Annotated in this window: 23 protein-coding genes; 14 read left to right on the top strand and 9 right to left on the bottom strand. The window is 62.5% G+C overall.

Annotated features, from left to right (window positions below; genetic code table 11):
* Positions 1–203 (top strand): hypothetical protein (locus ACFVSI_RS13570; protein ID WP_387824356.1); only part of this gene is annotated, 203 nt, incomplete at its 5' end.
* Between the two features lie 160 nt (positions 204–363).
* Here ACFVSI_RS13570 and ACFVSI_RS13565 read toward each other — a convergent pair.
* Positions 364–996: a TetR/AcrR family transcriptional regulator gene (locus ACFVSI_RS13565; protein WP_387824353.1), complete on the bottom strand. Its 633-nt coding sequence runs from the start codon at positions 994–996 to the stop codon at positions 364–366.
* A 140-nt stretch (positions 997–1,136) separates the two neighbouring features.
* Here ACFVSI_RS13565 and ACFVSI_RS13560 point away from each other — a divergent pair, with 140 nt between their 5' ends.
* Genes ACFVSI_RS13560 through ACFVSI_RS13530 form a run of 7 tightly spaced genes read left to right on the top strand, consistent with a single transcriptional unit; the run spans position 1,137 to position 9,011 of the window.
* Positions 1,137–2,747, top strand: coding sequence for a carboxyl transferase domain-containing protein (locus tag ACFVSI_RS13560; RefSeq protein WP_387824350.1), 1,611 nt, complete (start codon positions 1,137–1,139; stop codon positions 2,745–2,747).
* A gap of 2 nt (positions 2,748–2,749) precedes the next feature.
* Positions 2,750–4,903 (top strand): biotin carboxylase N-terminal domain-containing protein, encoded by a 2,154-nt coding sequence (locus tag ACFVSI_RS13555; protein WP_387824347.1) that lies wholly within the window; start codon positions 2,750–2,752, stop codon positions 4,901–4,903.
* Positions 4,900–6,081 (top strand): acyl-CoA dehydrogenase family protein, encoded by a 1,182-nt coding sequence (locus ACFVSI_RS13550; RefSeq protein ID WP_387824344.1) that lies wholly within the window; start codon positions 4,900–4,902, stop codon positions 6,079–6,081. The genes ACFVSI_RS13555 and ACFVSI_RS13550 overlap by 4 nt, the downstream gene beginning before the upstream one ends.
* Before the next feature lie 38 nt (positions 6,082–6,119).
* On the top strand, positions 6,120–6,905 hold the full coding sequence (locus ACFVSI_RS13545; RefSeq protein WP_387824341.1) for a CoA transferase subunit A: 786 nt from the start codon (positions 6,120–6,122) through the stop codon (positions 6,903–6,905).
* On the top strand, positions 6,902–7,654 hold the full coding sequence (locus ACFVSI_RS13540) for a CoA transferase subunit B (RefSeq protein WP_387824338.1): 753 nt from the start codon (positions 6,902–6,904) through the stop codon (positions 7,652–7,654). The genes ACFVSI_RS13545 and ACFVSI_RS13540 overlap by 4 nt, the downstream gene beginning before the upstream one ends.
* A complete protein-coding gene (locus ACFVSI_RS13535) occupies positions 7,651–8,148 on the top strand; it encodes a MaoC family dehydratase (protein WP_387824335.1) in 498 nt (165 codons plus the stop codon). The genes ACFVSI_RS13540 and ACFVSI_RS13535 overlap by 4 nt, the downstream gene beginning before the upstream one ends.
* Before the next feature lie 20 nt (positions 8,149–8,168).
* Positions 8,169–9,011, top strand: coding sequence for an HpcH/HpaI aldolase/citrate lyase family protein (locus tag ACFVSI_RS13530; RefSeq protein ID WP_387824332.1), 843 nt, complete (start codon positions 8,169–8,171; stop codon positions 9,009–9,011).
* Between the two features lie 58 nt (positions 9,012–9,069).
* Here ACFVSI_RS13530 and ACFVSI_RS13525 read toward each other — a convergent pair whose 3' ends face one another.
* Genes ACFVSI_RS13525 through ACFVSI_RS13495 form a run of 7 tightly spaced genes read right to left on the bottom strand, consistent with a single transcriptional unit; the run spans position 9,070 to position 16,287 of the window.
* Positions 9,070–10,191 carry a Gfo/Idh/MocA family protein gene (locus tag ACFVSI_RS13525; protein ID WP_387824329.1) on the bottom strand — a complete coding sequence of 374 codons (1,122 nt, stop codon included), beginning with the start codon at positions 10,189–10,191 and terminating at the stop codon, positions 9,070–9,072.
* Entirely contained in the window at positions 10,176–10,877 is a 702-nt protein-coding gene (locus ACFVSI_RS13520; protein WP_387824326.1) for a ThuA domain-containing protein, read from the bottom strand. Before ACFVSI_RS13520 ends, ACFVSI_RS13525 begins: the two co-directional genes overlap by 16 nt.
* A gap of 47 nt (positions 10,878–10,924) precedes the next feature.
* Positions 10,925–11,929: a sugar phosphate isomerase/epimerase family protein gene (locus tag ACFVSI_RS13515; protein ID WP_387824323.1), complete on the bottom strand. Its 1,005-nt coding sequence runs from the start codon at positions 11,927–11,929 to the stop codon at positions 10,925–10,927.
* On the bottom strand, positions 11,926–13,113 hold the full coding sequence (locus ACFVSI_RS13510) for a Gfo/Idh/MocA family protein (RefSeq protein ID WP_387824321.1): 1,188 nt from the start codon (positions 13,111–13,113) through the stop codon (positions 11,926–11,928). Before ACFVSI_RS13510 ends, ACFVSI_RS13515 begins: the two co-directional genes overlap by 4 nt.
* Before the next feature lie 15 nt (positions 13,114–13,128).
* Positions 13,129–14,034, bottom strand: a complete 906-nt coding sequence (locus tag ACFVSI_RS13505; RefSeq protein ID WP_387824318.1) for a carbohydrate ABC transporter permease — start codon at positions 14,032–14,034, stop codon at positions 13,129–13,131.
* Position 14,035: 1 nt separating this feature from the next.
* Positions 14,036–14,965, bottom strand: a complete 930-nt coding sequence (locus tag ACFVSI_RS13500; RefSeq protein WP_387824315.1) for a carbohydrate ABC transporter permease — start codon at positions 14,963–14,965, stop codon at positions 14,036–14,038.
* Complete coding sequence (locus ACFVSI_RS13495; protein ID WP_387824312.1) at positions 14,962–16,287, bottom strand: extracellular solute-binding protein; 1,326 nt, start codon at positions 16,285–16,287, stop codon at positions 14,962–14,964. The genes ACFVSI_RS13500 and ACFVSI_RS13495 overlap by 4 nt, the downstream gene beginning before the upstream one ends.
* A gap of 239 nt (positions 16,288–16,526) precedes the next feature.
* Here ACFVSI_RS13495 and ACFVSI_RS13490 point away from each other — a divergent pair, with 239 nt between their 5' ends.
* Entirely contained in the window at positions 16,527–17,591 is a 1,065-nt protein-coding gene (locus tag ACFVSI_RS13490; protein WP_387824309.1) for a LacI family DNA-binding transcriptional regulator, read from the top strand.
* 15 nt (positions 17,592–17,606) lie between these two features.
* Here the strand turns inward: ACFVSI_RS13490 and ACFVSI_RS13485 are convergent, their stop codons facing one another.
* Positions 17,607–19,067, bottom strand: a complete 1,461-nt coding sequence (locus tag ACFVSI_RS13485; protein WP_387824306.1) for a lipase maturation factor family protein — start codon at positions 19,065–19,067, stop codon at positions 17,607–17,609.
* Between the two features lie 100 nt (positions 19,068–19,167).
* Here ACFVSI_RS13485 and dxr point away from each other — a divergent pair, with 100 nt between their 5' ends.
* The 5 genes from dxr (at position 19,168) to ACFVSI_RS13460 (ending at position 24,133) form a co-directional block, all read left to right on the top strand.
* Positions 19,168–20,355, top strand: a complete 1,188-nt coding sequence (gene dxr, locus ACFVSI_RS13480) for a 1-deoxy-D-xylulose-5-phosphate reductoisomerase (protein ID WP_387824303.1) — start codon at positions 19,168–19,170, stop codon at positions 20,353–20,355.
* Between the two features lie 35 nt (positions 20,356–20,390).
* The gene (locus ACFVSI_RS13475) at positions 20,391–21,722 is read left to right on the top strand and encodes a M50 family metallopeptidase (RefSeq protein WP_387824301.1); all 1,332 of its coding nucleotides are present in this window, start codon (positions 20,391–20,393) and stop codon (positions 21,720–21,722) included.
* 61 nt (positions 21,723–21,783) lie between these two features.
* Positions 21,784–22,077 (top strand): YciI family protein, encoded by a 294-nt coding sequence (locus tag ACFVSI_RS13470; RefSeq protein ID WP_387824298.1) that lies wholly within the window; start codon positions 21,784–21,786, stop codon positions 22,075–22,077.
* Positions 22,078–22,125: 48 nt separating this feature from the next.
* A complete protein-coding gene (gene ispG / locus ACFVSI_RS13465; RefSeq protein WP_144663005.1) occupies positions 22,126–23,292 on the top strand; it encodes a flavodoxin-dependent (E)-4-hydroxy-3-methylbut-2-enyl-diphosphate synthase in 1,167 nt (388 codons plus the stop codon).
* Positions 23,255–24,133, top strand: a complete 879-nt coding sequence (locus tag ACFVSI_RS13460; RefSeq protein WP_387824366.1) for a GNAT family N-acetyltransferase — start codon at positions 23,255–23,257, stop codon at positions 24,131–24,133. Before ispG ends, ACFVSI_RS13460 begins: the two co-directional genes overlap by 38 nt.
* Positions 24,134–24,140: the final 7 nt, after the last annotated feature.

Genomic DNA, 24,140 nt, shown 5'->3' with positions numbered 1-24,140 from the left:
CCACGAACCCCAACAACCGGGCATCTGCCACAGCAGCACCCCGCAAACTCGCCAACACCTCCACCGCATCATCCAGGACCGAGTCCACCTCCAGGGCCGCGCTGCCTGAACCAGGCCTGGGTTTGGCACCTGGACCCGGTCGACGCGTGGTGTTCTCCACGGGAGGGAAGGACTGGTGGGGCGCGTCGGGCACGTTGGTCTGACGTCTAAGCACCTGCCCGCTTGTTCCCATACCAAAAGCCTGACACCGCCCGGCAACAGTTATCAGTCCCCGACCTCCCTATGTGGAAAACCCGCAAAATATCTCGAGCGCAGGGAGATGACACGGAAGCACCCAGCCCATCCCGGAGCCCCCCGCGGCAGTCATTCCGATGTCAGCGCCGCATACGCCATCTGCTCAAGGATCGGCCGGGCTGACTTCGCTGCGATTTTCCTCCCGTGCTGGCGCACCGAGTGCGGCGTGGAGTTGATCAGGCCAAAGGCGGCGTGTGCCCGGACGCGGAGCCCGGCGGGATCTTCCCCGTCATGGATGCGTGACAGGACATCGACCCAGGTCTCCACATAATTGCGTTGCAGCGACCTCACTTCTGCCTGGTCGGCGGTGCTGAGGCTGCTGAAGTCCCTGTCCTGAACACGGATGACGTCAGGATTGCTCAAGGCGAAGTCCACGTGGAAGCGGATGAGGCCTTTGAGGGCGGACAGGGGATCGCCGGACTCGGATACCACCCGTAACCCGCCGTCCAGCAAGTCCCGACTGACGCTGAGGAGCAGTTCTCCGAGCACCGCCTGTTTACCTGGAAAGTGACGGTACACAGCCGGACCGCTTACGCCGGCAGCAGCCCCAAGATCCTCCAGAGACACTCGGCTGAATCCGTTGTCGGCGAAGAGGCCTGCAGCAGCCGACAACAGCGCCAACCGGCGAAGCTCTTTTGCTTGGCTCCGTTGCGTGGCGGTGGCACGCGGGTTCTCGGTGTTTGCTTCCGGGCCTGCTGTCACGTTGTCCTCCTTGGTGCTGATGCCAGCGACTGGGCTACGGGCCTGTTGTGCTGGACATCACAGTTAATACAGACTAACCTAAATTTCAGTTACGTGACACTAACCGAAATGGCTTGTAACGGGGAATGGAACAGGGGTCGATGGAGACAATTGCCAGCCTGGAGGGCGCCTCAACGGCCACCTTCGAGGCCAACGAACGGGCGCAACTGGCTCTGGTGGAGGATTTGAAGGACCGCTTGGCGACGGCTGCCCTGGGTGGACCCGCCAAGTCCCGTGAGCGGCATATCGCACGAGGCAAGCTTCTGCCGAGGGAGCGCATAGATTTCCTCCTGGATGAGGGCAGCCCGTTCCTGGAGATCGCACCACTGGCCGCCAATGGTATGTACGCTGACGATTCGCCAGGTGCAGGCGTTATTGCCGGTATCGGGCTGGTGCACGGACGCCATGTGATGGTCATCTCCAACGACGCCACGGTCAAAGGGGGCACCTATTATCCCATGACCGTGAAAAAGCATCTCCGCGCCCAGGAAATTGCGTTGGAGAACAAGCTGCCGTGCATCTACCTGGTGGACTCCGGAGGAGCGTTCCTGCCCAAGCAGGACGAGGTCTTCCCGGATAAGGAGCACTTCGGGCGGATCTTCTACAACCAAGCACGGATGTCGGCGGCCAAGATTCCGCAAATCGCCTCCGTGATGGGTTCATGCACTGCCGGCGGGGCATACGTTCCGGCAATGAGCGACGAAACGGTCATTGTCCGGAACCAGGGCACCATCTTCCTGGGCGGTCCGCCCTTGGTCAAAGCCGCCATCGGCGAGATCGTCACAGCAGAGGAACTGGGCGGCGGTGACGTCCACTCACGCATCTCCGGAGTCACCGACCACCTGGCCGAGAACGATCAACACGCGCTGGAAATCGTCCGTGACATCGTGGCGACGTTGCCGAAGCCGGCGCAGCCGGCCTGGGAAACGCTCGACGCCGTCCTGCCGCCCGCCGTCGAGCCTTCAGAGCTTTACGGTGTGGTTCCGGTGGACGTCAACGCCCAATACGACGTCCGCGAAGTGATTGCGAGGATCGTCGACGGGTCGGAATTCCATGAATTCAAAAAGAACTACGGCACCACCTTGGTGACCGGATTCGCCCACCTGCACGGCCACCCCGTGGGCATTGTTGCCAACAACGGCGTCCTTTTCAGTGAATCGTCGCTTAAAGGCGCCCATTTCATCGAGCTGTGTGACCAGCGCGGCATCCCCTTGATTTTCCTGCAGAACCTGTCCGGATTCATGGTCGGCAAGGACTACGAACAAGGCGGTATCGCAAAGAACGGGGCCAAGATGGTGACCGCAGTAGCCACGGCCAGGGTGCCCAAATTGACGGTGGTCATTGGCGGGTCCTTCGGCGCCGGCAACTACTCCATGTGCGGCCGGGCCTACTCGCCTCGTTTCCTGTGGATGTGGCCGGCAGCCCGTATCTCCGTCATGGGCGGAAACCAGGCCTCGAGCGTCCTCGCCACGGTCAAACGGGACCAGCTCAAGGCAGCCGGTGAGGAATGGTCGGCTGAGGACGAGGAAGCTTTCAAAGCTCCCATCAAGCAGCAGTACGAAGACCAGGGAAGCCCGTATTACTCCACCGCCCGGCTGTGGGATGACGGCATCATTGACCCGGGCGACACCCGAAGGGTCCTCGGAATGGCCCTTGATGTCGTCTCCCGCCAACAACTGCCCGAGACCTCCTTCGGCCTCTTCAGGATGTAGTCATGACAACGCCAACAACCAGTGCCGCGCCAAAACCGTTCAGCGCGGTCCTCGTGGCCAACCGCGGGGAGATCGCTTGCCGGGTGATCCGCACGCTCAAAGACATGGGTATCCGCGCCGTGGCCGTCTACTCGGATGTGGATAGGGACGCCAAGCACGTGGCGCTTGCCGATACCGCAGTCGCGATCGGCGGTACAGCGCCCTCGGAAAGTTACCTCAAAATCGATGCGATCATCGATGCCTGCCGTCGCAGCGGCGCGCAGGCGGTACACCCCGGCTATGGCTTCCTCTCCGAAAACGTGGAGTTCGCCAAGGCCCTCGATGCCGCGGGAATCACCTTCATTGGCCCGGGCATAGGCGCCATCGAAGTCATGGGCGACAAAATCCGTTCCAAAAACCACGTGATGGCGTACAGCGTCCCGTGTGTGCCCGGAATTGCCCGGCCCGGCCTCACCGACCAGCAACTGATCGAGGCAGCTCCGGGCGTCGGCTTTCCGTTGCTCATCAAGCCATCGGCAGGTGGCGGCGGCAAAGGCATGCATGTAGTGGAACGGATTGAGGATATGGCCTCGATCCTGCAAACAGCCCGGCGGGTGGCTGCTTCAGCGTTTGGGGATGACACACTCTTCCTGGAGCGTCTCATCCGGACTCCCCGCCACATTGAGGTCCAGGTGCTCGCCGACAACCACGGCAACGTCATCCACCTCGGCGAGCGGGAATGCTCCCTTCAACGCAGGCACCAAAAGGTTATCGAGGAGGCGCCGTCAGCCCTTTTTGAGTCCATGCCCGATGGCGCCGTTCAAAGGGCACGGATTGGCGAGGCTGCCTGCAATGCGGCACGCTCCGTCAACTACAGCGGCGCGGGAACCGTGGAGTTCCTGGTCTCGGATGAGAACCCCGACGAGTTTTTCTTCATGGAGATGAACACTCGGTTACAGGTCGAACACCCGGTCACGGAGATGGTCACCGGGATCGATCTTGTCGAATGGCAAGTCAGGGTCGCCGCCGGTGAGGTACTCACCGTTGCGCAGTCCGACGTCGAACTGAAGGGCCACGCGGTCGAGGCGCGCGTCTACGCGGAAGTACCGGAGCGGAACTTCATGCCCTCCATGGGCCGCGTCGTGGCGCTGGCCGAACACGGGGCCGGCGATCCCGGCGTGACGGGGGTGCAGCAGGGCCAGGCAAATGTACGCATTGATTCGGCCATGCGGGAGGGACTGGATATCACCGGCGATTACGATCCCATGCTGGCAAAGGTCATCTCCTGGGGCGAGGACCGCGCCGCCGCGTTGGGCACCCTCGATGCCGCGCTTGGACAGTACACCCTGCTCGGTGTCGACACGAACGTGGAGTACCTGAGCCTGCTCATCAACGACCCCGAGGTCCGCGAAGGCCACCTCGACACCGGCCTCATCGAGCGGAAGCTGGCGTCCATGGAATTCAGGCACCCCGAACCCCGGGAACTGACCGCAGCCGCCCTCGCTCTCTGGCTTCAGCGCACTGGCTCGTCGTCCGCGGGCGACGCATGGAGCGCACCGGACGCTTGGCGTGTCGGGGCTCCAGGAGCGTGGACGGCCGCTTTCGGCCTTCCCGGCGGTACGGCCGCGACCGTGTCCATTACGGAGCGCCAGGGTGTCTTGACCGTGACCGTCGACGGCGGAACACCGGCCGACGTCCGCCTCGCCGGCAGGACCGCGGACAGCATCGCCCTGGAGTTCGACGGCGCCCTGGTCACCTACGCGGTGGGCGTTGTTCCCCGTGAGCGCGGCGGAATCCGTGAGCTTTTCCTGGGAAACAATGGGTGGTCGTGCCGCTTGGAGGTCCTGGACCGGGCCGAACGCCTGCGCAGGATGCTGGCCGGAATCCAGCGGGTGGAGGGAGCGGCCGATCCCGAAGTGCGCTCGCCGATGCCCGGAACCGTGGTCTCGGTATCCGTCAAGGATGGAGACCTTGTGGAGGAAGGCCAGGTCCTCCTGGCTGTGGAAGCCATGAAGATGGAACACCAGTTGCAGGCATCCGTCGCGGGCCGGGTCCACCTGACCAGCACAACAGGCGACTTGGTCAAAGCTGACCAAGTGCTCGCCACCATTCACGTAGCCGGAGCCGCTGAAGAACCGGCGGCCGGAAACCCCACAGACAAGGACGTCCAACCATGAGCACCTCTGACCTGAACAGCACTTTCGGACTCACCGAGGAGTATCAGGATCTCAGCGATTCCGTGCGTGAGTTTGCCGATGAAGTAGTGGCCCCTGTGTCCGCAAAGCATGATGAAGAGCACAGCTTTCCCTATGAGGTGGTGAAGCAGATGGGGGAGATGGGCCTCTTTGGCCTGCCCTTCCCGGAGGAGTACGGCGGCATGGGCGGAGACTATTTCGCCCTGGCCCTCGCCCTTGAGCAACTTGGCCGGGTGGACCAATCGGTGGCCATCACCTTGGAGGCGGGAGTCTCTCTGGGGGCGATGCCCGTATACCGGTTCGGCACCGAGGCCCAAAAGGAGCAGTGGCTGCCACAACTGGCATCCGGCCGCTCCTTGGCGGGTTTCGGACTGACCGAGAGGGAGGCCGGCTCCGACGCCGGGGGTACCAAGACCCAAGCCCGCTTGGAAGACGGTGCGTGGGTCATCAACGGCAACAAGGAGTTCATTACCAACTCCGGTACGGACATCACCACCTTGGTCACGGTAACGGCAGTAACAGGCCACAAAGAGGGCGCCGATGGCAGCACCCGGAAGGAAATTTCCACCATTCTGGTGCCGACGGACACGCCCGGCTTCACTGCCGAAAAGCCCTACAACAAGGTTGGCTGGAATGCCTCCGACACCCACCCCTTGACCCTGGACGACGTCCGGGTTCCTGAAGCAAACCTCTTGGGCCAGCGTGGTCGTGGCTATGCCAACTTCCTCTCAATCCTGGACGAGGGCCGCATTGCGATCGCAGCCCTGGCCACCGGTGCCGCCCAAGGCTGCGTCGATCTGTCGGTGAAGTACGCCAAGGAACGCAGCGCCTTCGGACAAAATATCGGCAAGTACCAGGCCATCCAGTTCAAGATCGCCCGCATGCAGGCGAGGGCCCATACAGCGCGTCTTGCTTACTACGACGCGGCCTCCAGGATGCTGGCGGGCAGGCCGTTCAAGACCGAAGCGGCCATCGCTAAGATGGTCGCAGGCGAGGCAGCCATGGACAACGCGCGGGACGCCACCCAGGTGTTCGGCGGCTATGGCTTCATCAACGAATTCACGGTGGCACGCCATTACCGCGACTCGAAGATCCTTGAAGTCGGGGAGGGCACCACCGAAGTGCAGTTGATGCTGATCGCCCGGGAGCTGGGTCTGTAACCGTAGGTTGGGTCGGCAGTGGCAGGGAAGGATCACGGATGATTGACAAGGTTGTTGCCAGCGCCGCGGAAGCGGTGAAGGACATCCCCGACGGAGCCTCGCTCGCGGTAGGGGGCTTCGGCTTATGCGGTATCCCGGTATCGCTCATCGAGGCCCTGCACCAGCAAGGAACCACGGACCTGGAAACCGTGAGCAACAACTGTGGCGTGGACGATTGGGGCCTCGGCATCCTCCTCAAGGACGGGCGTATCCGCCGCACCATCAGCTCCTACGTCGGCGAGAACAAGGAGTTTGCCAGACAATATCTGGCGGGGGAGCTTGAAGTTGTCCTCACCCCGCAGGGCACCTTGGCGGAGAAGCTGCGCGCCGGCGGCGCAGGTATCCCGGCCTTTTACACCAAGGCTGGCGTGGGAACCCAGGTGTCCGAAGGCGGCCTTCCGCAAAAGTACGACGCCGATGGCACAGTGGCGATCGCGTCGGCACCGAAAGAGGTGCGGACGTTCAACGACGGCGATTACGTCCTGGAGGAGTCCCTGACCCCGGATTTCGGTTTGGTTCATGCCTGGAAGGGCGACCGCCACGGCAACCTTGTTTTCCACGCAACGGCGATGAACTTCAATCCCCTCTGCGCCATGGCGGCCCGGCTGACCATCGCCGAGGTCGAGGAACTCGTGGAACCGGGGGAGCTGGATCCGGAGCACATCCACACGCCGGGCATCTTCGTCCAGAGGGTGGTGCTGGCCGGGAATGGCGAGAAGCGGATCGAAAAACGCACGGTGGCGTTGACGCCGACGACCAGCGAGCAGACGGGAGTGCGAGGATGACCGACAACAGTTACCACGATATCCCGCCCCGTCCCGAAGCCGTGCGGCACGAATACCGGCGGGCCGACGTCGACCATCACGAAGCCAAAGGCTGGACCCGCAACGAACTGGCGGCCCGCGTCGCCCGGGAACTGGTCAACGGCCAGTACGTAAACCTCGGAATCGGCATGCCCACGCTGATCCCCAATTACATTCCGGACGGTGTGGAGGTAATCCTCCACTCCGAGAATGGAATTCTGGGCGTTGGCCCGTACCCCACCGAGGACAAGGTTGATCCGGACCTCATCAACGCCGGCAAGGAGACGGTCACCACCAACGCGGGTGCCGCCTTCTTCGACTCCGCGGCCTCGTTCGGCATGATCCGCGGTGGGCACGTCGATGTCGCTGTCCTGGGCGCCATGGAGGTGGCAGCCAACGGGGACCTCGCCAATTGGATGGTGCCCGGCAAGATGGTCAAAGGCATGGGCGGCGCCATGGACCTGGTGTTCGGTGCCAAGAAGGTCATTGTGATGATGGAGCACGTGGACCGGAACGGCAGGCCGAAGATTGTCCAGGACTGCACGCTTCCGCTCACCGGAAAGGGATGCGTGGACCGGATCATTACGGACCTGGCGGTGATCGACGTCGTGAAGGACGAAGGCGACCCGCGGCTGGTGCTACGCGAACTGGCACCGAACGTCACCCTCGACGATGTCTTGGCGGCTACGGGTGCCGAGCTGTTCGAAGAGGACCAGGAGCTCACTGTATGACGCGGGTCGTGGAACAGCGGGGCCTCTATTTCGACGAACTTGAAGAAGGCGTGATCTACGCCCATAGGCCGGGCCGCACGGTGACGGAGACGGACAATGTCCTCTTCACCACCATGACCATGAACACCCAGGCACTTCATCTGGATGCGGCGTGGAGCTCCACCCAACCGTTTGGGCAGCGGCTCATGAATTCGATGTTCACTTTGTCCACAGTGGTGGGTCAGTCAGTCACCCAGTTGACCCAGGGCACCATCATCGCCCAGTTGGGGCTGACAAATGTCACCTTTCCGCACCCGCTGTATCACGGGGATACGCTGTACACGGAAACGGTGGTCACTGGGAAGCGTTTGTCTTCGTCCCGGCCCGGTCAGGGTGTTGTCACCATGCAGCACACCGGCCGCAACCAGGACGGAACAGTGGTGGCACTGGCCACGCGGACCTGCCTGATGTGGACCAAGGACGCGCACGCGGCAACCGTTTCGGAACATCAGTAGGCCCAGCAGCAAGGAAATCCATGCACTCTCCCTTCACCATGGGCCCAGCCCTTCTCTTTTGCCCTGCCGACCGTCCGGAGCGGTACTCGAAGGCCGCGGACCGCTCGGATGCGGTCATCCTGGACTTCGAGGACGCCGTCGCTCCCGCCGACAAGGAGCGGGCCCGTGACGCTGTCCTGGAACAGGCCGGAGCTGAAGGATTGGACCCGAGCCGGACCATCGTCAGGGCGAATCCTGTGGGCACTGCCGAGTTCGACCTCGATCTTCGGGCCTTGGAGAAGACACCGTACCGGACCGTCATGCTGGCCAAAGCCGAGAGCGCGGAGCAGCTGCGGGCTTTGGCTGGGTTCAGTGTGATCGCACTCTGCGAAACAGCAGCCGGGATTGTGAATGCATCCGCGATAGCCGCCGAACCCAATGTTTCAGCCCTGATGTGGGGCGCGGAGGACCTGCTGGCGTCGCTGGGCGGGCTCTCCAGCAGGAACGACGACGGCGGGTACCGGGCCGTCGCCCTGCACGCGCGGTCCGCTGTGCTGCTTGCCGCCAAAGCCGCAGGCAAGGAAGCCATCGACGCGGTGTACGTGAACATTCCCGACCTCGACGGACTCAAGGAAGAGTCCCGCGATTCCGTGGCCAGCGGTTTCGGAGCCAAGGCGTGCATCCATCCGAACCAGGTCGCCGTGGTCCGGGAAGCTTATGCCCCCGCCCCCGAAGCCATTGCCCACGCCACGGAACTCCTGGAAGCAGCTGCTTCGGCGGGCACAGGCGTCTTCCAGTTCAAGGGCAAGATGATTGACGGGCCCATCCTGAAGCATGCGGAGGCCACACTCCGCAGGGCCGGCCACCCGCGAGTTGGCAGTTAATGACAATGTTTCCCCACAACATTGTCATTAACTGCCAACTCGGCGGGAGTTTGAGGACCTAGGCGTGGACCGCCGTCGCGAGTTCCGTGAGTTCCACTGCGGCGGGTCGCGGCGTGGTGCTCTTGATAGCCACGGCGTGCCCGCTCTTGGCTGATGCCAGCACCGATTCCATGACTTCCAGCGCGTGGAAGGCCAGCTGACCACCGGCCCGCGGCTCTTGCCCTGCAGGTGTTGCTGCGAGGTCGGCGATGCCGAAGCCGCGTCCTGAATCTTTGTAGCCTGCTGAGACCGGCAGGGTTTCCCAGTCCTCGGAACCCAGGGCAAAGAGCTGGACATCCCCATCAAAATGGTTGGGATCCGGGACGATCAACGAGCCCTTTTCGCCGTGGATCTCGATGTTTGGACTCTTGGTCTTCACGGCGTCGAAACTCATGAAGAGCGTGGAGAGCGCGCCGGAGGCATGGACCAGGACTCCAGTGACGTGTGAGTCGATGTCGACCGGCACGGTTTGCCCTTCGCGTGGCCCTGAGCCAATCGTGCGTTCGGTGCGTGTATGGCTCGCGGCGCCCACGACTGATACGACCGGTCCCAGCAAGGTGACCAACGCCGAGACGTAGTAAGGCCCCATGTCCAGGAGTGGACCACCGCCGGGCTGGTAGTAGAAGTCGGGGTTCGGGTGCCAGCGCTCATGTCCCGGTGTTGCCATGGTGGCTGTTGCCGATACCGGCGCCCCGATCAGTCCGTCGTCGATCGCCTTCCTGGCTGTCTGGATGCCTGTGCCAAGCACAGTGTCGGGTGCGCAGCCCACCACTACACCTGCCGCGGCCGCCGCCTCCAGTACCTTCTTGGCCTCTTCCGTAGTAGCGGCAAGCGGTTTTTCGCCGTAGACGGATTTGCCGGCGGCGATCGCCTTGAGTGCAATCTCCGCATGGGCGGCCGGAATAGTCAGGTTGAGTACCAGTTCAACGTCGTCCGCGGCCAGGAGTTCGTCGACGCCCAAGGCCCGAACACCCTCGTAGGAGTCGGCTACCGCTTGTGCCCGTGCGGGATCCAGGTCTGCCACGGCCACCAGGTTCACGGAATCCAGTCGTCGGAAGTTGCCCAGGTACTGGGCGATGATGGCGCCGCAGCCGATGATGCCCACATTGAGCGGCTTGGCGGGGGTCAGCGGGATGCCCACAGCATGCCCCTTTCGATGATGGTGCGCACATTGTTGTCTTGGAGGATCTCCACCCGGTGGCCGGGAGTGCAGACAAAGATCTTGCCCTTGCCCCATTGGCGGGTCCAGATCGCGGGTGAGGTCACTTCGCGGTTCCACGGATCCCACTCACGTACCTTTTGGGTGGTGGTGGCCAGGACGTCGACGTAGTCGTCGCTCAGAACCCAGTACTGCTCCGTGACCAGGTCAAAGTCGCCGATTCCCTGGGTAATGGGGTGCTCAGCGGCAGCAGGCAGCATGTTCACGGTGTAGGGAACATAGTTGTCGGACTGTTCGCCAGTCTGCTCGTCCACGTGCTTGCCCGGGTGGCAGGCGAACTGTCCGCCGATCAGGTGGAGGTAGTCGGAAGTGTTGCGGTAGGAATCGGCGATGCCGCCGTGCCAGCCCGCCAGCCCCGTGCCGTTCTCGACGGCGGTCCGCAAACCTTGGAACTCATCCTTTTCGATGGTGGACATGGTCATGCACTGCACTATCAGATCCACCCCTGCCATGTACTCGGCATCTGCGTAGATCTTGGGGGATTCCTCGACGCGGACGTCATAGCCGTTGTCCCGCAAATACGGGATGAAGAGCTCGGTGGCCTCAATCGGCTGGTGTCCATCCCAGCCGCCGCGGACCACCAACGCGGTCTTGTTATTGCTTGTCATGGTTTCCTTCGTGTCGGGGCGTTGTCGTTCGAGTCGGGTTGGAGTGTTCAGCGTGTTGCAAAAGCCGCGTCAAAGGCAGCGGCCGGCGGACGGATGGCGGCCAGTTCACGGACCATTCGAAGAGCCTGGGGAGCTCCCACCAGCCGATCCATGCCGGCATCCTCCCATTCGATGCTGGTCGGTCCTTCGTATCCAACGGCGTTGAGGGTGCGGAAAATCGGTTCCCAGTTCACGTCGCCATGGCCGGCAGTGACGAAGTCCCAACCGCGGCGGGGATCCGCCCACGGCAGGTGGGAACCGAGGCGTCCATTGCGTCCATCGAGTTGCCGGACGGATTCCTTGACGTGGACATGGAAGATCTTTTCGGCGAAGTCCTGCAGGAACATCACCGGGTCCAGGTCCTGCCAGATGAAGTGCGACGGGTCGAAGTTCAGGCCGAAACTATCGCGCGGTCCTATGGCTTCGAGGGTGCGCTTGGCCGTCCAGTAGTCGTAGGCGATCTCTGAAGGGTGGACCTCCAAGGCAAAACGGACGCCGACTTCGTCAAAGACATCCAGGATCGGGTTCCATCGTTCGGCAAAATCCTGGTAGCCGCGCTCGATCATGGCCTCCGAAGCGGGTGGGAACATGGCCACGCACTTCCAGATGGATGAGCCAGTGAATCCGGTGACTGTCTTGACCCCCAGCTTCGCCGCCGCGCGGGCAGTGGTTTTCATCGCCTCTGCCGCGCGTTGGCGCACGCCTTCGGGGTCGCCGTCGCCCCAGACCCCGGGGGAGAGGATGTCCCGGTGCCGCTCGTCGATGGGGTCATCGCAGACCGCCTGGCCCGTGAGGTGGTTGGCGATGGCGTGGACCTTGAGGTGATGCTTGTCCAGGATGTCCAGCTTGCCCTGAAGGTAGGCGTCGTCCTCCACCACACGTTGGGGATCCAGGTGGTCGCCCCAGCAGGCGATTTCCAGGCCGTCAAAGCCCCATTCGCCTGCGAGCCGCGCCACTTCTTCGAAGGGCAGGTCGGCCCACTGGCCGGTGAAGAGGGTGATGGGTCGGGTCATGATGCTTCCTTTTCGACGTTTTCCCAGCGGCTATCGTTGTCCGCGCTGGCCTCGACTGCGGCCAGTACCTTTTGCACTTGCAAAGCATCAGCGAACGACGGCGTGGGCTGCTCGCCTGCGCCGATGGCATTCACGAGATCCACCACCTGATGAGTGAATCCGTGCTCGTAGCCCAGGCCATGACCCGTAGGCCACCAGTTGGCTGCATAGGGATGGGAGGGTTCGGTCACCATGATCTTGCGGAAGCCGGCGTCCGGTTCCAGCGCGGAATCGTAGAACTGGAGCGAGTTCATGTCCTCAAAGTCGAACGCCAAGGAACCCTTGGTCCCGTTGAGTTCAAGGCGCATGGCATTCTTGCGTCCCAGGGCAAAGCGGGTGGCTTCAAAAATGCCAACAGCGCTGGTCCCGAAACGTGCCGTAAACAGCGCAGCGTCATCGACCGTTACCGGGCCACGCGGACCGTCGGAACCGCCATGTCCGCCCAGCCCCACAAAGTCCCCGCCCACGGGCCGTTCCTTCACGAATGTCTCCATGAGGGCCGAAACGCCGGTGATACTGAGTCCGGTGATCCACTGTGCGGCGTCGATGCTGTGGGCCCCGATGTCGCCCAGGGAGCCGGAGCCGGACTTGGATTTGTCCAGCCGCCAAGTCAGGGGAGCGTTGGCGTCGCTGAGCCAGTCCTGGAGGTACTGTGCTCGGACGTGGCGGATCTCGCCCAGCCGGCCTTCTTCCACCATTCGCTTGGCAAGTGCCAAGGCAGGGGTACGGCGGTAGCTGAAGCCGCACATGGACAGGACTCCGCGCTCGGCCGCTGCCTGGGCAACGGCCGTCATCTTGGCGGCCTCCTCCACGGAGTTGGCCAACGGCTTCTCGCACAGCACATGCTTGCCTGCTTCCAGGGCAGCGATGGCAATTTCCGCGTGGGTGTTGCCCGGTGTGCAGATGTCGATCAGGTCGATGTCGTCACGCTCGATCAACCGCCGCCAATCGGTTTCCGTGGATGCCCAGCCGTACTTGTCAGCTGCGGCCTTCACTCCTTCCGGGTTCCGGCCAGCGACGGCCGTGAGTTCAGGTGTTCGTGGCAAGTCAAAGAAGCGCGGCGCCGTACGCCAGGCATGTGAGTGCGCAGCGCCCATGAAGGCGTAGCCCACCATTCCCACCCGAAGTGGTCGTGCTTGTGTCACAGGAGAGAGTCCTTTCTACTTGCTGAAGCCGGCGGTCAGGCCGCTGACAAGTTGGCGGCGTCCAAGGACGTAGATCACCAGGATGGGCAGCGTGCTCAGCACCACGGAGGCGAGGACGGCGGGGATATTGACGCTGAACTCGCCCTGGAAGGTCCACAACCCCAAGGGCAGGACGCGCAGTCCCGGGCTTTGGGTGAGCACCAGCGGAAGGAGGAATCCGTTCCAGACGTGCAGGCCGTTGTAGATCGCCACCGTGACGATCGCGGGTTTGGTCAGCGGCAGGGCCAAGCGCCACATGGTCTGCCACTCGCTGCAGCCGTCCAGGCGCATCGATTCGAAGAGCTCGTTCGGAACGTCCCGGATGAAGTTGGACAGGATCAGGACCGTCAGGGGTATGGCGAACGCAATGGACGGAAGCATGATGGCCAAGAGGCTGTCGTAGAGGTTCAGGCGGATGATCATCAGGTAGATCGGAATGATCGTCGCCTGCAGGGGAATCGCAAGGCCCATGAGGAACAGGCCGTTGACGAATTTCAGATACCTGCCGTGGCCCCGCACGATCGCGAAGGCGGCCATGAAGGCTATGAGGACTGTCGGGACCACGGAGCCCAGTGTGACGATGACGCTGTTCATGAAGTACGTGGAGAAATTGGCCTCAAGGACCATCTGGTAGTTCTCCAGCGTAGGGGCCGTCGGCGGGGCCAGCGGATTCTGTCCGAAGTATCCCTCTGAGGTCTTCAGGCTGGTGATGACGATGTAATAGACCGGAATGATGATGACGGCGAGCCATATCCAGCCGCCGAGGCCGCCGGGGATATTGAGCCGCCTGATCCGTGTGCCAAGGCCTTGCTTGGACCTGGCGGGTTGGGCAGCCGAAGTGCGCGTTCCGGGTTTCGAATCACTCTTGAGGACTGTACTCACGCTACATACCTTCCAATTGGCTGCCCTGGTTGTCTTTGCCTCCGAGGCGTTGGAGGAACAAAGCCAGCGCCAGGCCTATGACGACGAGAATCACCGCGATGACGCTGGCGGGACCCATGAGGTTGGCCCGGAAGCCGCGCAAATACATGTCGAGTGCCAGGATGCGGGTGGAGTTGCCCGGACCGCCGCCTGTTAGGACAAAGATGAGGTCGAAGTACGTCAGTGATCCAACGACCATCAGCGTTGAGGACGTGATGATGGTGTATTTCAACTGCGGGAGGGTGATGTGGAAGAACTGTTTTATGGTTCCCGCGCCGTCGATCTGGGCCGCTTCGTAGAGCGACTTGGGGATTTGTCGGACGCCACCTTGGTAGATCAGCGTGTGGAATGGCACGAACTGCCACGCAATCACGAAAATGATCAAGGAAAGGGCGAGTTGGGGGACGCCCAACCAGTCTTGGGCGAGGAACGGAAGGCCCAGGCCCATGGCCAGTCCAAAGTTCGGATCGAGAAGGGCTTTGTAGGCGATGGCGACAGCAGCCGAGGAGAGCAGCAGCGGCAGGAAGTACAGCACGGCCAGGACTGCCCTGTAACGCTGGGTTCCAGCGGTGAAGACACCCAACAGGAGGCTGATGGGAGTCTGGACGAGCCAGGAAACGATCATGATCATGAAGGTCAGGCCCAAGGAGTTGTAGAGCTCGGGGTCGGACAACACCGACGTCCAGTTCTCCATTCCGGCCGCGCCGATGGCACCGATCCCGTCCCAGTTGGCAAAACTCAGAACCAGTACCCCTGCCAAGGGTATGACAGCGAAGACGACGAAGAAGAACAGAGCCGGAACGGTCAGCCAGGGAAGCGCGGACCTACGCTCTGCCGTTCCCTGGGTCCTCTGCCTGGTTGAGGGTGCCCGGTGTGAAGTTATTGCGCTCATTTGCCCAGGGTGGCATTCATGTTCTCGGCAAACTGCTGCGGCGTGATCGACTTGAGGAAAAGCTGGTCAATGTTGTTCAGCAGGGCTTCGGCGGCCGTCGGGCTGAGGGCCTGGTCCCACGACTGCTGGAAGTTCGGGGCGTCCTTGCCGAGGGCATAGACGAACTTCAGGAAGTCCTTGTCCGGGGAGGAATCAAGCTTGTCTTCAATGCCGGTGACGATCGGTACCGAACCCGAATTGATGTAGGCATCGATGACGGTGTCGGTCATGATGCCGTCCTTGAAGAACTTCTTGGCAGTCTCCTTCTCCTTGTCCGTGGCCTTGGAGGAGATCGACATGTACTGGGCCGGGTTGCCGACGCCGTTCTTGGGATCGCCCTTGCCGCCGGCAACAGTCGGGAAGTTGGCGAAGCCGAGTTTTCCGTTCTGAACGAAGTTCTGCCCGTCCTTCTTCATGGCGCCGTAGGTCCAGGAGCCCTGCAGCATCATGGCTGCCTTGCCCGTGAAGAGCAGCGCCTGGTCGGCCTTGGAATCTGCTGTGATGGAAGAGAAGCCCTTGATGAAGCCGTCCGCAGAAACCAGCTCCTGGATCTTGGTGCCCGTCTCGATGACGGCCGGATCCATCCAGGCGTTGGGTTTGCCCTCGAAGATTGCCTTGAAAACTTCGGGTCCCCCAATGCGGTCCAGAAGGTATTCAAGCCACATCATGGAGGTCCATCGGGACTGGCCGCCCAGGGACAAGGGGGCGACGCCCATGTCGTTGAAGGTCTTGACCAGGGACATCAGGTCGTCCCAGGTCTTGGGCGGCTGGACTCCGGCTTTGTCGAAGAGTTCCTTGTTGTAGAAGAGGACGATCGGTGCCACGTACTGGTTGGGAAGGGCGTAGATTTTGCCGTTGACCGTTGCTGCCCCGAAGGATGAGGGGAAGAACTTGTTTTTGAGGTCCGGGTTGGAGTCGAACCAACTGGTCAGGTCTTCCACCTGGTTGGCCTCGGCGTAGGTCTTCAGTCCGCCGCCGCCCCAGCCATAGATGATGGTGGGAGCCTGGCCGGCGCCGATGGCGGTCTTGATCTTGGTTTTGAACGCGTCGTTCTGGAAGTACGTTACGGCGATCTTGTCATTGGGATTCGCCGATCCGAAAGCGTCCACGGCTTTCTGGATAGTGGTCTGGTTCGGCTCACCCGAGAGGAACCACATACTGGCTCCTCCTCCGCTGGCACCGCCTGGACCGGACGTGCCGCAGGCGCTCGTTGCCATGACGGCGAAGGGAGTAACAGCCGCGAGGGCCAGGAAGGAACGCCGGGTTGATTGGAACTGCTTCATTGCTTCTCCAGGGGTAGTCGCATCATCGAGCAAGCCTTGGTGCTTACTGCCGAAAAAGAGTGACCGGCTTCGAAATTTCTCGAAATATTTCGAGACCATGATTTAGGTCACGGTCTAAACTAAAGCCTCGGTTACGGTCCGTCAAGAGTGTTGTCGCGGCAGTTTGGTCAGTGTTTGCGTAAGACTGGAAACGCATCCATACTGAATTTCACGTCGAAAGATTTCGAAAGTTGGGGACCATGGTTCGAGAAGTCCGTCCGCCAAAGTTGACCTTGGCCGCCGTCGCCAGGGAAGTTGGCGTTTCGGCGCCGACGGTTTCGAAGGTGGTCAACGGTCGGCAGGATGTTGCTGAGGAGACCAGGAACCGCGTTCTCGCAGCATTACAGAGGACGGGCTACAAATCCCCGCTCCAGCGGAAAAGCCCTCCGGCGCAGCAGGCTGTGGAAGTGGTCTTCGACTCCTTGAACTCCGCCTATTCCGTGGAAGTGCTTAACGGAATCCTGGAGCAGGCCGCAGCCTCGGACATGGAGGTCATCCTCTCTGTTACCAGCCGGCAGGTGGGCTCACCGCTGGGCCCCGACGAACGCGCACAGCGCATGCTCGACGAGGGCCGCAACGGCATGATCGTCGTTACGTCAGCCTTTGGTTCCGGGCAACTGGAGGCGTTCCAGCGTCGCCGGATACCGGTTGTAGTGGTCGACCCGCTCAACCCGCCGCCGGGAGACGTGTTCAGTGTTGGAGCCAGCAACTGGGCCGGCGGAAAGGCCGCAGCCACGCACCTGCTTGACCTTGGACACCGTCGCATCGCCTATATAGGGGGTCCGGCCCGCGCCGAGTGCAGCCAAGCCCGCTTGCACGGTTACATGGCTGCGCTGATGGCGGTGGGGGTGCCGGTCGTGGAGGAATATATTTCAGCAGGCCCCTTCCGGTCCACGAACGGAGTTGCCGCAATGAAGTCACTGATGGCATTGGAGGAACCGCCGACGGCAATCTTCGCGGGCAGCGACAGCATCGCCCTTGGCGTACTGGCTGAGGCCAGGCGGCAGAACATCCGGATCCCTGAGGACATGAGCCTGGTCGGCTTCGATGGCACCCCGCAAGCGGAAGAGTCGCTGCCGCCGCTGACCTCTGTGTCCCAACCTCTGCAGGACATGGGCCGGTCGGCACTGAACTTCATCCTGCGCCAGAGGAGCGGCGAGGAAATCGACTCCCGCCGGGTCGAACTGGCCACGCACCTTGTTGTCCGCGAGTCCACGGCGCCCCCGCGCGGACAGGGCACCTCAACGGCACAAGTGGGTACTTAAGGGGCGCTTCGGTCGCTACGCAGAGTGTCGCCGACCAGGGCGGAGCCCCAGCGGCGGAATGGCTTCGTAGAGCAGCACCCGCACCCAGCGATCGCCGGTTTTGCGGAACTCGGCCCGGGTGGCGAAGCGGTACAGGTAGCTGCGCGCCCGCACCCAACGGGGGCGCTCGCCGTCGAACGGGTCACGGCGAAGCAGCCCAAGCGTTGGCGCGTCCGCCTCCAGCAGTTTGTTGAGGAAAGCGTAAAACCAATCCTCGTGCACGGTCCGCAGCGGCAGGAACCACATCATCCAATCCAGCCGCAGATGGTACGGCGCCCATTGCCGGGGCAGGCGGCGAACGTTGCCGGGCTTGCCCTTGAAGCCGTATTCCTGCCAGTTGTCATCGGGAGCGTCCGGCTCCACATCCATGGTCCCTTCCACCACGATCTCGATGCGCTGTTTGGTGACGGTCCCGAACGCCCCATAGGCGTTGACCAGGCGCCACCGGTTGAAACTGGCGTTCATGAGCTGCTGGCGTGAAAAGAGGTTCAGGAGTGGCCGATAGCTCAGGAACAGCAGCAAGCCGGTCACCAGGACGACGACGGCGAGCCACCAGGCCGGGGCTTCGGCGCCTTTGTGCCATTCAAGCGGGATGAACGGGAAGACGGCGTGGGCAACGGGATCGCTTACGGCGGCAAAAGCAAGCACGATCGCCGCCCAGTTCAGCCAGGCGAAGTTCCCGGATGCCACGAGCCAGAGTTGGGTGACGATGATGATGCCCGCGGCGACACTGGCCAGCGGCTGGGGTGCAAAGAGGAAGAACGGCACCACGAGCTGCGCGAAGTGGTTTCCCACCACTTCGACCTTGTGCAGCGGCCGGGGAAGAAGGTGCGCTTGCCTGCTCAGTGGCCCGGGCATTGGCTGTGTCTCGTGGTGGTAGAACATTGCCGTCATGTCCCGCCACTCCCTTCCGCCCCGGATCTTGATCATGCCCGCGCCGAACTCCAACCGGAAGACCAGCCAGGTGATCAGGATCAGGATGGGCGTGGGCGGAGGCGTTTGGTCCGAGCCAAGGAACGCCACCACAAATCCGGTTTCGAGGAGCAGGATCTCCCAACCGAACCCATAGAACGTCTGGCCGACGTTGACGATCGACATGTAGAGAAACCACAGGGCAAGAAAGGCCAGCATCGGCAGCCACGGAGGACCTGCCTGCGGGAGGCCGATCAACAGCAGCGCGGCCACAAAGATGCCCACCCAGCACACTGTCCGGAGCATGGCATCGGAGTAGTAGCGGCGGAAGAGGGTGGGCCTTCCCATCCGACGGGCCAGGTCCAGGTAATCCGGAACCGGCAACAGTCCACGCTCACCCAAAAGGGCAGGGAACTGGTTCAACGTTGACAGAAAGGCGACGGCATAGAGTGCCGCCGTGCCGCGCTGCAGCACTTGCCGGGCGAATTCGTGGTCCCACGCATCAAACCAGGTCAGCCATTCCACAATTCCACGGTACGCAGGGGAGTCCCGCGGTCAAGCCAAGCGGCCTTCCGTCCGGGCGCACCCGTTCGCCGCTCCCGGTGCCGGCTGGGATACTTAAGACATGCAGCCGCGCAAGATCGTCATCCTCGGGTCCACAGGTTCCATCGGCACACAGGCGATTGACGTCGTCGACGCAGCCCCGCACCGTTTCGAGGTTGTGGCACTGAGCGCCGGCGGAGGAAACCTGGACCTCCTGGCCAGGCAGGCGGTCCACACCCGGGCCCAAGCGGTGGGCATTGCGCAGGGGGACCCCGCGGTCCTGCAGCGCTTGATCGAGGCCGCAGCGGCTGAAGCCGGCGTGAAAAACTTTGCCCCGCACATCGTTGCCGGGCCCGAAGCCTCCACACAGATCGCCGCCACCGAATGCGATGTTGTCCTCAACGGCATCACCGGCTCCATCGGACTTGCCCCCACGCTCGCTGCGCTCGGCACCGGAGCGACTCTTGCCCTCGCCAACAAGGAGTCGCTGATCGTTGGTGGTGCCCTGGTCAAAGCCGCAGCCCGTCCGGGCCAGATCGTTCCTGTCGACTCCGAGCACTCCGCGATCGCCCAATGCCTGCGGTCCGGGACAGAGCAGGAAGTCGAGAAGCTGATCCTGACAGCTTCCGGAGGTCCTTTCCGTGGCCGCTCCCGCGAACAGCTCCACCACGTCACCCCGCAGGAAGCCTTGGCACACCCCACCTGGGACATGGGGCTCATGGTGACCACCAACTCAGCCAGCCTGGTCAACAAGGGCCTGGAAGTGATCGAAGCCCACCTGCTTTTCGATGTGCCCTTGGACCGGATCGAAGTGGTGGTCCATCCCCAGTCCGTGGTCCATTCGATGGTCCAGTTCGTGGATGGATCCATCATCGCCCAGGCCTCGCCGCCGGACATGCGCCTTCCCATCGCCCTTGGACTGGGGTGGCCGGACCGGGTTCCGCACGCTGCGAAGGCCTGCGATTGGACGCAGGCCACAAGCTGGACGTTCGAACCGTTGGACGCGGTGGCCTTTCCCGCCGTCGACCTCGCCAAGGACGCAGCCAAGCAGGGCAGCACGTTCCCGGCTGTGTTCAACGCGGCGAACGAGGAAGCCGTCGAAGCCTTCCACGCGGGCCGCATCCGCTTCACGGACATCGTGGATACGGTCGAATCTGTCCTCAGCGAACATTCAGGTTCCTCTGAGCTGACTGTGGAGTCCGTGCTGGATGCTGAGAAGTGGGCACGAGCCCGAACCCACGATCGTTTAGCTTCAAGCAGCGCCCTGTAGCCCCCCAAACCCCTTACGGAAGCAGTCCCACCGGCATGAGTCCCGTCCTTCTCTTCATTCTTGGAGTCATCTTCGTCGCAATAGGCGTTGCGGTCTCCATTGCGCTGCACGAGGTAGGCCACCTGGTGCCGGCGAAACTCTTCAAGGTGCGCGTCACCAAGTACATGATCGGTTTCGGGCCCACGCTCTGGTCCAGGAAGAAGGGCGAAACGGAGTACGGCTTCAAGGCACTGCCCTTGGGTGGCTACGTTTCCATGATCGGCATGTACCCGCCCAACAAGGACGACGGCGGCGTCCGCCCTTCCAGCACGGGCATGTTCCAGACGCTCGCCACCGAGGCGCGCTCCGTTGCCCATGAAGAAGTGGGGCCCGGCGACGAAGGACGGGTCTTCTACAAGCTGCCCGTGTGGAAGAAGATCATCATCATGCTCGGCGGACCGGCCATGAACATGGTCATTGGTTTGGTGCTGTTGGCAGTTCTCCTCATGGGCTTCGGTGTTGCCAAAGCAACCACCACCATTGCCGATGTTTCCAAATGCCAGGTTGCGGCCGGAGAAACCGTCGACCCCGACTCCGCCGACTGCAAATTGACTCCGGCCGCGGCGGCCGGGCTCCAGCCCAATGACACCGTCACCTCCTTTGATGGCAAGACCGTCACCAACTGGGATGAGCTGACCGGCTGGATCAGGGCCTCCGCCGGCAGGGAAGTCCCCATCACGGTGGAACGGAACGGTGCGTCCGTCGAGACGACAGTGACACCTGTACTCTCATCGCGCCCTGTCATCGGGTCCGATGGCCGGCAGGCCCAGGACGCCAACGGCGTATTGCAGTACCAGGAAGTCGGCTTCCTGGGCATCGGCGCGCAAAGCGCCTTGGTGCCCCAACCGGCGTCGGCCGTTCTTCCCATGGCGGGGGAGAACATCAAGCAGATTTCCGGTGTGATCTTCAACCTGCCCGCAAGGGTGGTGGGGGTCGCCAAGGCAGCCTTCAGCGAGGAGCCACGGGATCCCAACGGACCCATCAGCGTGGTGGGCGTTGGCCGGGTGGCCGGTGAAGTCGCGGCAATGGAGCAAGTGCCGTTGCAGGCCAGGATCGGGACCCTCATCGGGTTGCTGGCGGGGCTGAACTTCGCGCTGGCTATCTTCAATCTCATCCCGCTCCTGCCGCTCGACGGCGGCCATGTGGCCGGTGCGCTGTACGAAGGAGTACGACGCCGGGTGGCCAAGTTGCGTGGCAAGCCGGACCCGGGAGCTTTCGATATCGCGAAGCTGCTGCCGGTGACCTATGTGGTGGCGGCGCTGCTGCTTGGCATGAGTGTCCTCCTGATATACGCGGACATCGTCAAGCCCGTGAACATCTTCGGCTGAGCCATGACTATTCTAGCCACTGTGAACATTTCCTGCCGGGCAAGGGGGATAGGCTAGCACCATGACTGTTTTCGCTGTTGAGTATGTATACGTCGCCGATTCCGACGCCCTCCGCGACGAAGCCCGCCCAGCACACCGTGCCTGGCTCGCCGAACTGGCAGAGGACAACAAGCTGCTCGCCAGCGGCCCGTACGGCGACGGTGCTGGTGCACTGCTGATCTTCAAGTCCGCCGAAGAAGCAGAACTCAATGACCTCCTCAAGCAGGATCCATTCGCCGAAGCCGGAGTTATCGCCGGCATCCGCACCACGGAATGGTCCCCCATCATTGGCGTCCTGGCAGCCCACGCTTCCTAGCCCGGGCTTCTTCCACCACCACGATCCACCCCAACCCAAGGAGTCCACGTGACCTCGGTCAGCCTGGGAATGCCAGCAGCCCCACCCCCCGTCCTTGCCCCGCGACGTAAAACGCGGCAAATCAAGGTCGGTTCCGTTGGCGTTGGCTCTGACTCGCCCATCAGTGTTCAGTCGATGACCACGACGCCCACCACCGATATCAACGCCACCCTCCAGCAGATTGCCGAACTTACTGCGTCCGGCTGCGACATTGTGCGCGTTGCCTGCCCCTCCGCTGACGATGCCGAAGCGTTGCCCATCATCGCCCGGAAGTCCCAGATCCCCGTGATCGCCGACATCCACTTCCAGCCCAAGTACGTCTTCGCCGCCATCGAAGCAGGATGTGCCGCCGTACGGGTGAACCCCGGCAACATCCGTAAGTTCGATGACCAGGTGAAGGAAATCGCCGCCGCTGCCCGCGACCACGGCACGTCCATCCGCATCGGCGTCAACGCGGGTTCACTTGAGCCTGGCATCCTGAAGAAGTACGGCAAGGCCACTCCTGAGGCGCTCGTTGAGTCTGCTGTCTGGGAGGCGTCCCTGTTCGAGGAGCACGGCTTCCACGATTTCAAGATCTCCGTCAAGCACAACGACCCCGTGGTCATGGTGGCCGCCTACGAGATGCTGGCAGAGAAAGGCGACTGGCCGCTCCACCTCGGAGTGACCGAAGCCGGACCGGCCTTCCAAGGCACCATCAAGTCGGCCACGGCCTTCGGAGCGCTCCTTTCCCGCGGCATCGGCGACACCATCCGCGTTTCCCTCTCCGCCCCGCCGGTGGAGGAGATCAAGGTGGGCAACCAGATCCTGCAGTCCCTTAACCTGCGCCCCCGCAAGCTTGAGATTGTGTCCTGCCCGTCCTGTGGTCGCGCCCAAGTAGACGTTTACACGCTCGCGGAGCAGGTCACTGCCGGTCTGGAGGGCATGGAGATCCCGCTGCGCGTTGCGGTCATGGGCTGCGTCGTCAACGGACCGGGCGAAGCACGCGAAGCGGACCTCGGTGTGGCCTCCGGAAACGGCAAGGGCCAGATTTTCGTGAAGGGCGAAGTCATTAAGACTGTGCCGGAGAGCGAAATTGTTGAGACACTGATCGAAGAGGCCATGCGTATCGCTGAAGAGATGGGGGAGGCCGATGGCGAAGATGCTGTCAAGGGTAGCCCCGTGGTTAGCGTCTCGTAACGAGAACGGATTAGGGGTCAGGGTGCTCGGCGGTGCCGACACCCTGGCCCTTCGCGCGCTCGCAAACGAGGACGCGGTGGCCAACGTCTTTATCCTCGCCCACCTCGAAAGCACTGGAACCGCGGCGCCTACCAGTGGCGGCGCCAGCGTGTACGGAGTCTTCGACGGCGACACCCTCCTGGGTGCCTGCTGGGCCGGAGCCAATCTGGTCCCCGTCCAACTGGATCCCGGGCTGGCCGGCTACGTGGCCAACGCGGCCCATCACAACGGACGCCGCTACGCTTCGATTTTCGGACCGGCCGAGACCGTGCTGGCACTTTATTCGCGTTTTGAGCAGTTGGGCCACCTCGCCCACGAGGTCCGCGCCGAGCAACCACTTCTCTCAATCTCCAGTGGCCCCGTCATCACCGCCAATCCTGCCCTGACCTTTGGCTCGATGGCGGATTTCGACAGGATCCTCCCTGCCTGCGCCGCCATGTTCGAGGAAGAAGTTGGCTACTCGCCCTTCCTGGGCGGCCAGGAGTTCTACAGCAAACGGGTAGCCGGCCTCATACGGCAAGGCCATTCGCTGGTTCATATCGACGCTGCAGGAACGGTGGTCTTCAAGGCCGAGCTCGGGGCTGTCACCAAGGAAGTCACCCAGGTCCAGGGCGTGTGGATGAATCCGGAGCTGCGTGGTCGCGGCCAAAGCGCCGGTTACATGGCCGCCGTCGTCAATCTCTCAAGGTCTTTTGCGCCCGTGACGAGCCTGTACGTCAACGACTACAACACCAAGGCCCGCGCCACGTACGAGCGCGTGGGTTTTGAACAGGTTGGCACGTTCGCGACGGTCCTGTTTTAGCGCACGT

This window comes from Paenarthrobacter sp. NPDC057981 (assembly GCF_042886835.1).
In the GTDB taxonomy this organism is placed as follows: Bacteria; Actinomycetota; Actinomycetes; order Actinomycetales; family Micrococcaceae; genus Arthrobacter.
Note: the sequence above shows the minus strand (reverse complement) of the source record. Positions and strands in the feature narration are given on the sequence as shown.

Excerpts from the sequence above, each read along its gene's own strand:
- ACFVSI_RS13470 (WP_387824298.1), top strand. The coding sequence starts at position 21,784 with ATGACTGTTTTCGCTGTTGAGTATGTATACGTCGCCGATTCCGACGCC.
- ACFVSI_RS13555 (WP_387824347.1), top strand. The coding sequence starts at position 2,750 with ATGACAACGCCAACAACCAGTGCCGCGCCAAAACCGTTCAGCGCGGTC.
- ACFVSI_RS13490 (WP_387824309.1), top strand. The coding sequence starts at position 16,527 with ATGGTTCGAGAAGTCCGTCCGCCAAAGTTGACCTTGGCCGCCGTCGCC.
- ACFVSI_RS13550 (WP_387824344.1), top strand. The coding sequence starts at position 4,900 with ATGAGCACCTCTGACCTGAACAGCACTTTCGGACTCACCGAGGAGTAT.
- ACFVSI_RS13560 (WP_387824350.1), top strand. The coding sequence starts at position 1,137 with ATGGAGACAATTGCCAGCCTGGAGGGCGCCTCAACGGCCACCTTCGAG.
- dxr (WP_387824303.1), top strand. The coding sequence starts at position 19,168 with ATGCAGCCGCGCAAGATCGTCATCCTCGGGTCCACAGGTTCCATCGGC.
- ACFVSI_RS13515 (WP_387824323.1), bottom strand. The coding sequence starts at position 11,929 with ATGACCCGACCCATCACCCTCTTCACCGGCCAGTGGGCCGACCTGCCC.
- ACFVSI_RS13495 (WP_387824312.1), bottom strand. The coding sequence starts at position 16,287 with ATGAAGCAGTTCCAATCAACCCGGCGTTCCTTCCTGGCCCTCGCGGCT.
- ACFVSI_RS13545 (WP_387824341.1), top strand. The coding sequence starts at position 6,120 with ATGATTGACAAGGTTGTTGCCAGCGCCGCGGAAGCGGTGAAGGACATC.
- ACFVSI_RS13540 (WP_387824338.1), top strand. The coding sequence starts at position 6,902 with ATGACCGACAACAGTTACCACGATATCCCGCCCCGTCCCGAAGCCGTG.
- ACFVSI_RS13460 (WP_387824366.1), top strand. The coding sequence starts at position 23,255 with ATGCTGTCAAGGGTAGCCCCGTGGTTAGCGTCTCGTAACGAGAACGGA.
- ACFVSI_RS13520 (WP_387824326.1), bottom strand. The coding sequence starts at position 10,877 with ATGACAAGCAATAACAAGACCGCGTTGGTGGTCCGCGGCGGCTGGGAT.
- ACFVSI_RS13475 (WP_387824301.1), top strand. The coding sequence starts at position 20,391 with ATGAGTCCCGTCCTTCTCTTCATTCTTGGAGTCATCTTCGTCGCAATA.
- ACFVSI_RS13530 (WP_387824332.1), top strand. The coding sequence starts at position 8,169 with ATGCACTCTCCCTTCACCATGGGCCCAGCCCTTCTCTTTTGCCCTGCC.
- ACFVSI_RS13500 (WP_387824315.1), bottom strand. The coding sequence starts at position 14,965 with ATGAGCGCAATAACTTCACACCGGGCACCCTCAACCAGGCAGAGGACC.
- ACFVSI_RS13535 (WP_387824335.1), top strand. The coding sequence starts at position 7,651 with ATGACGCGGGTCGTGGAACAGCGGGGCCTCTATTTCGACGAACTTGAA.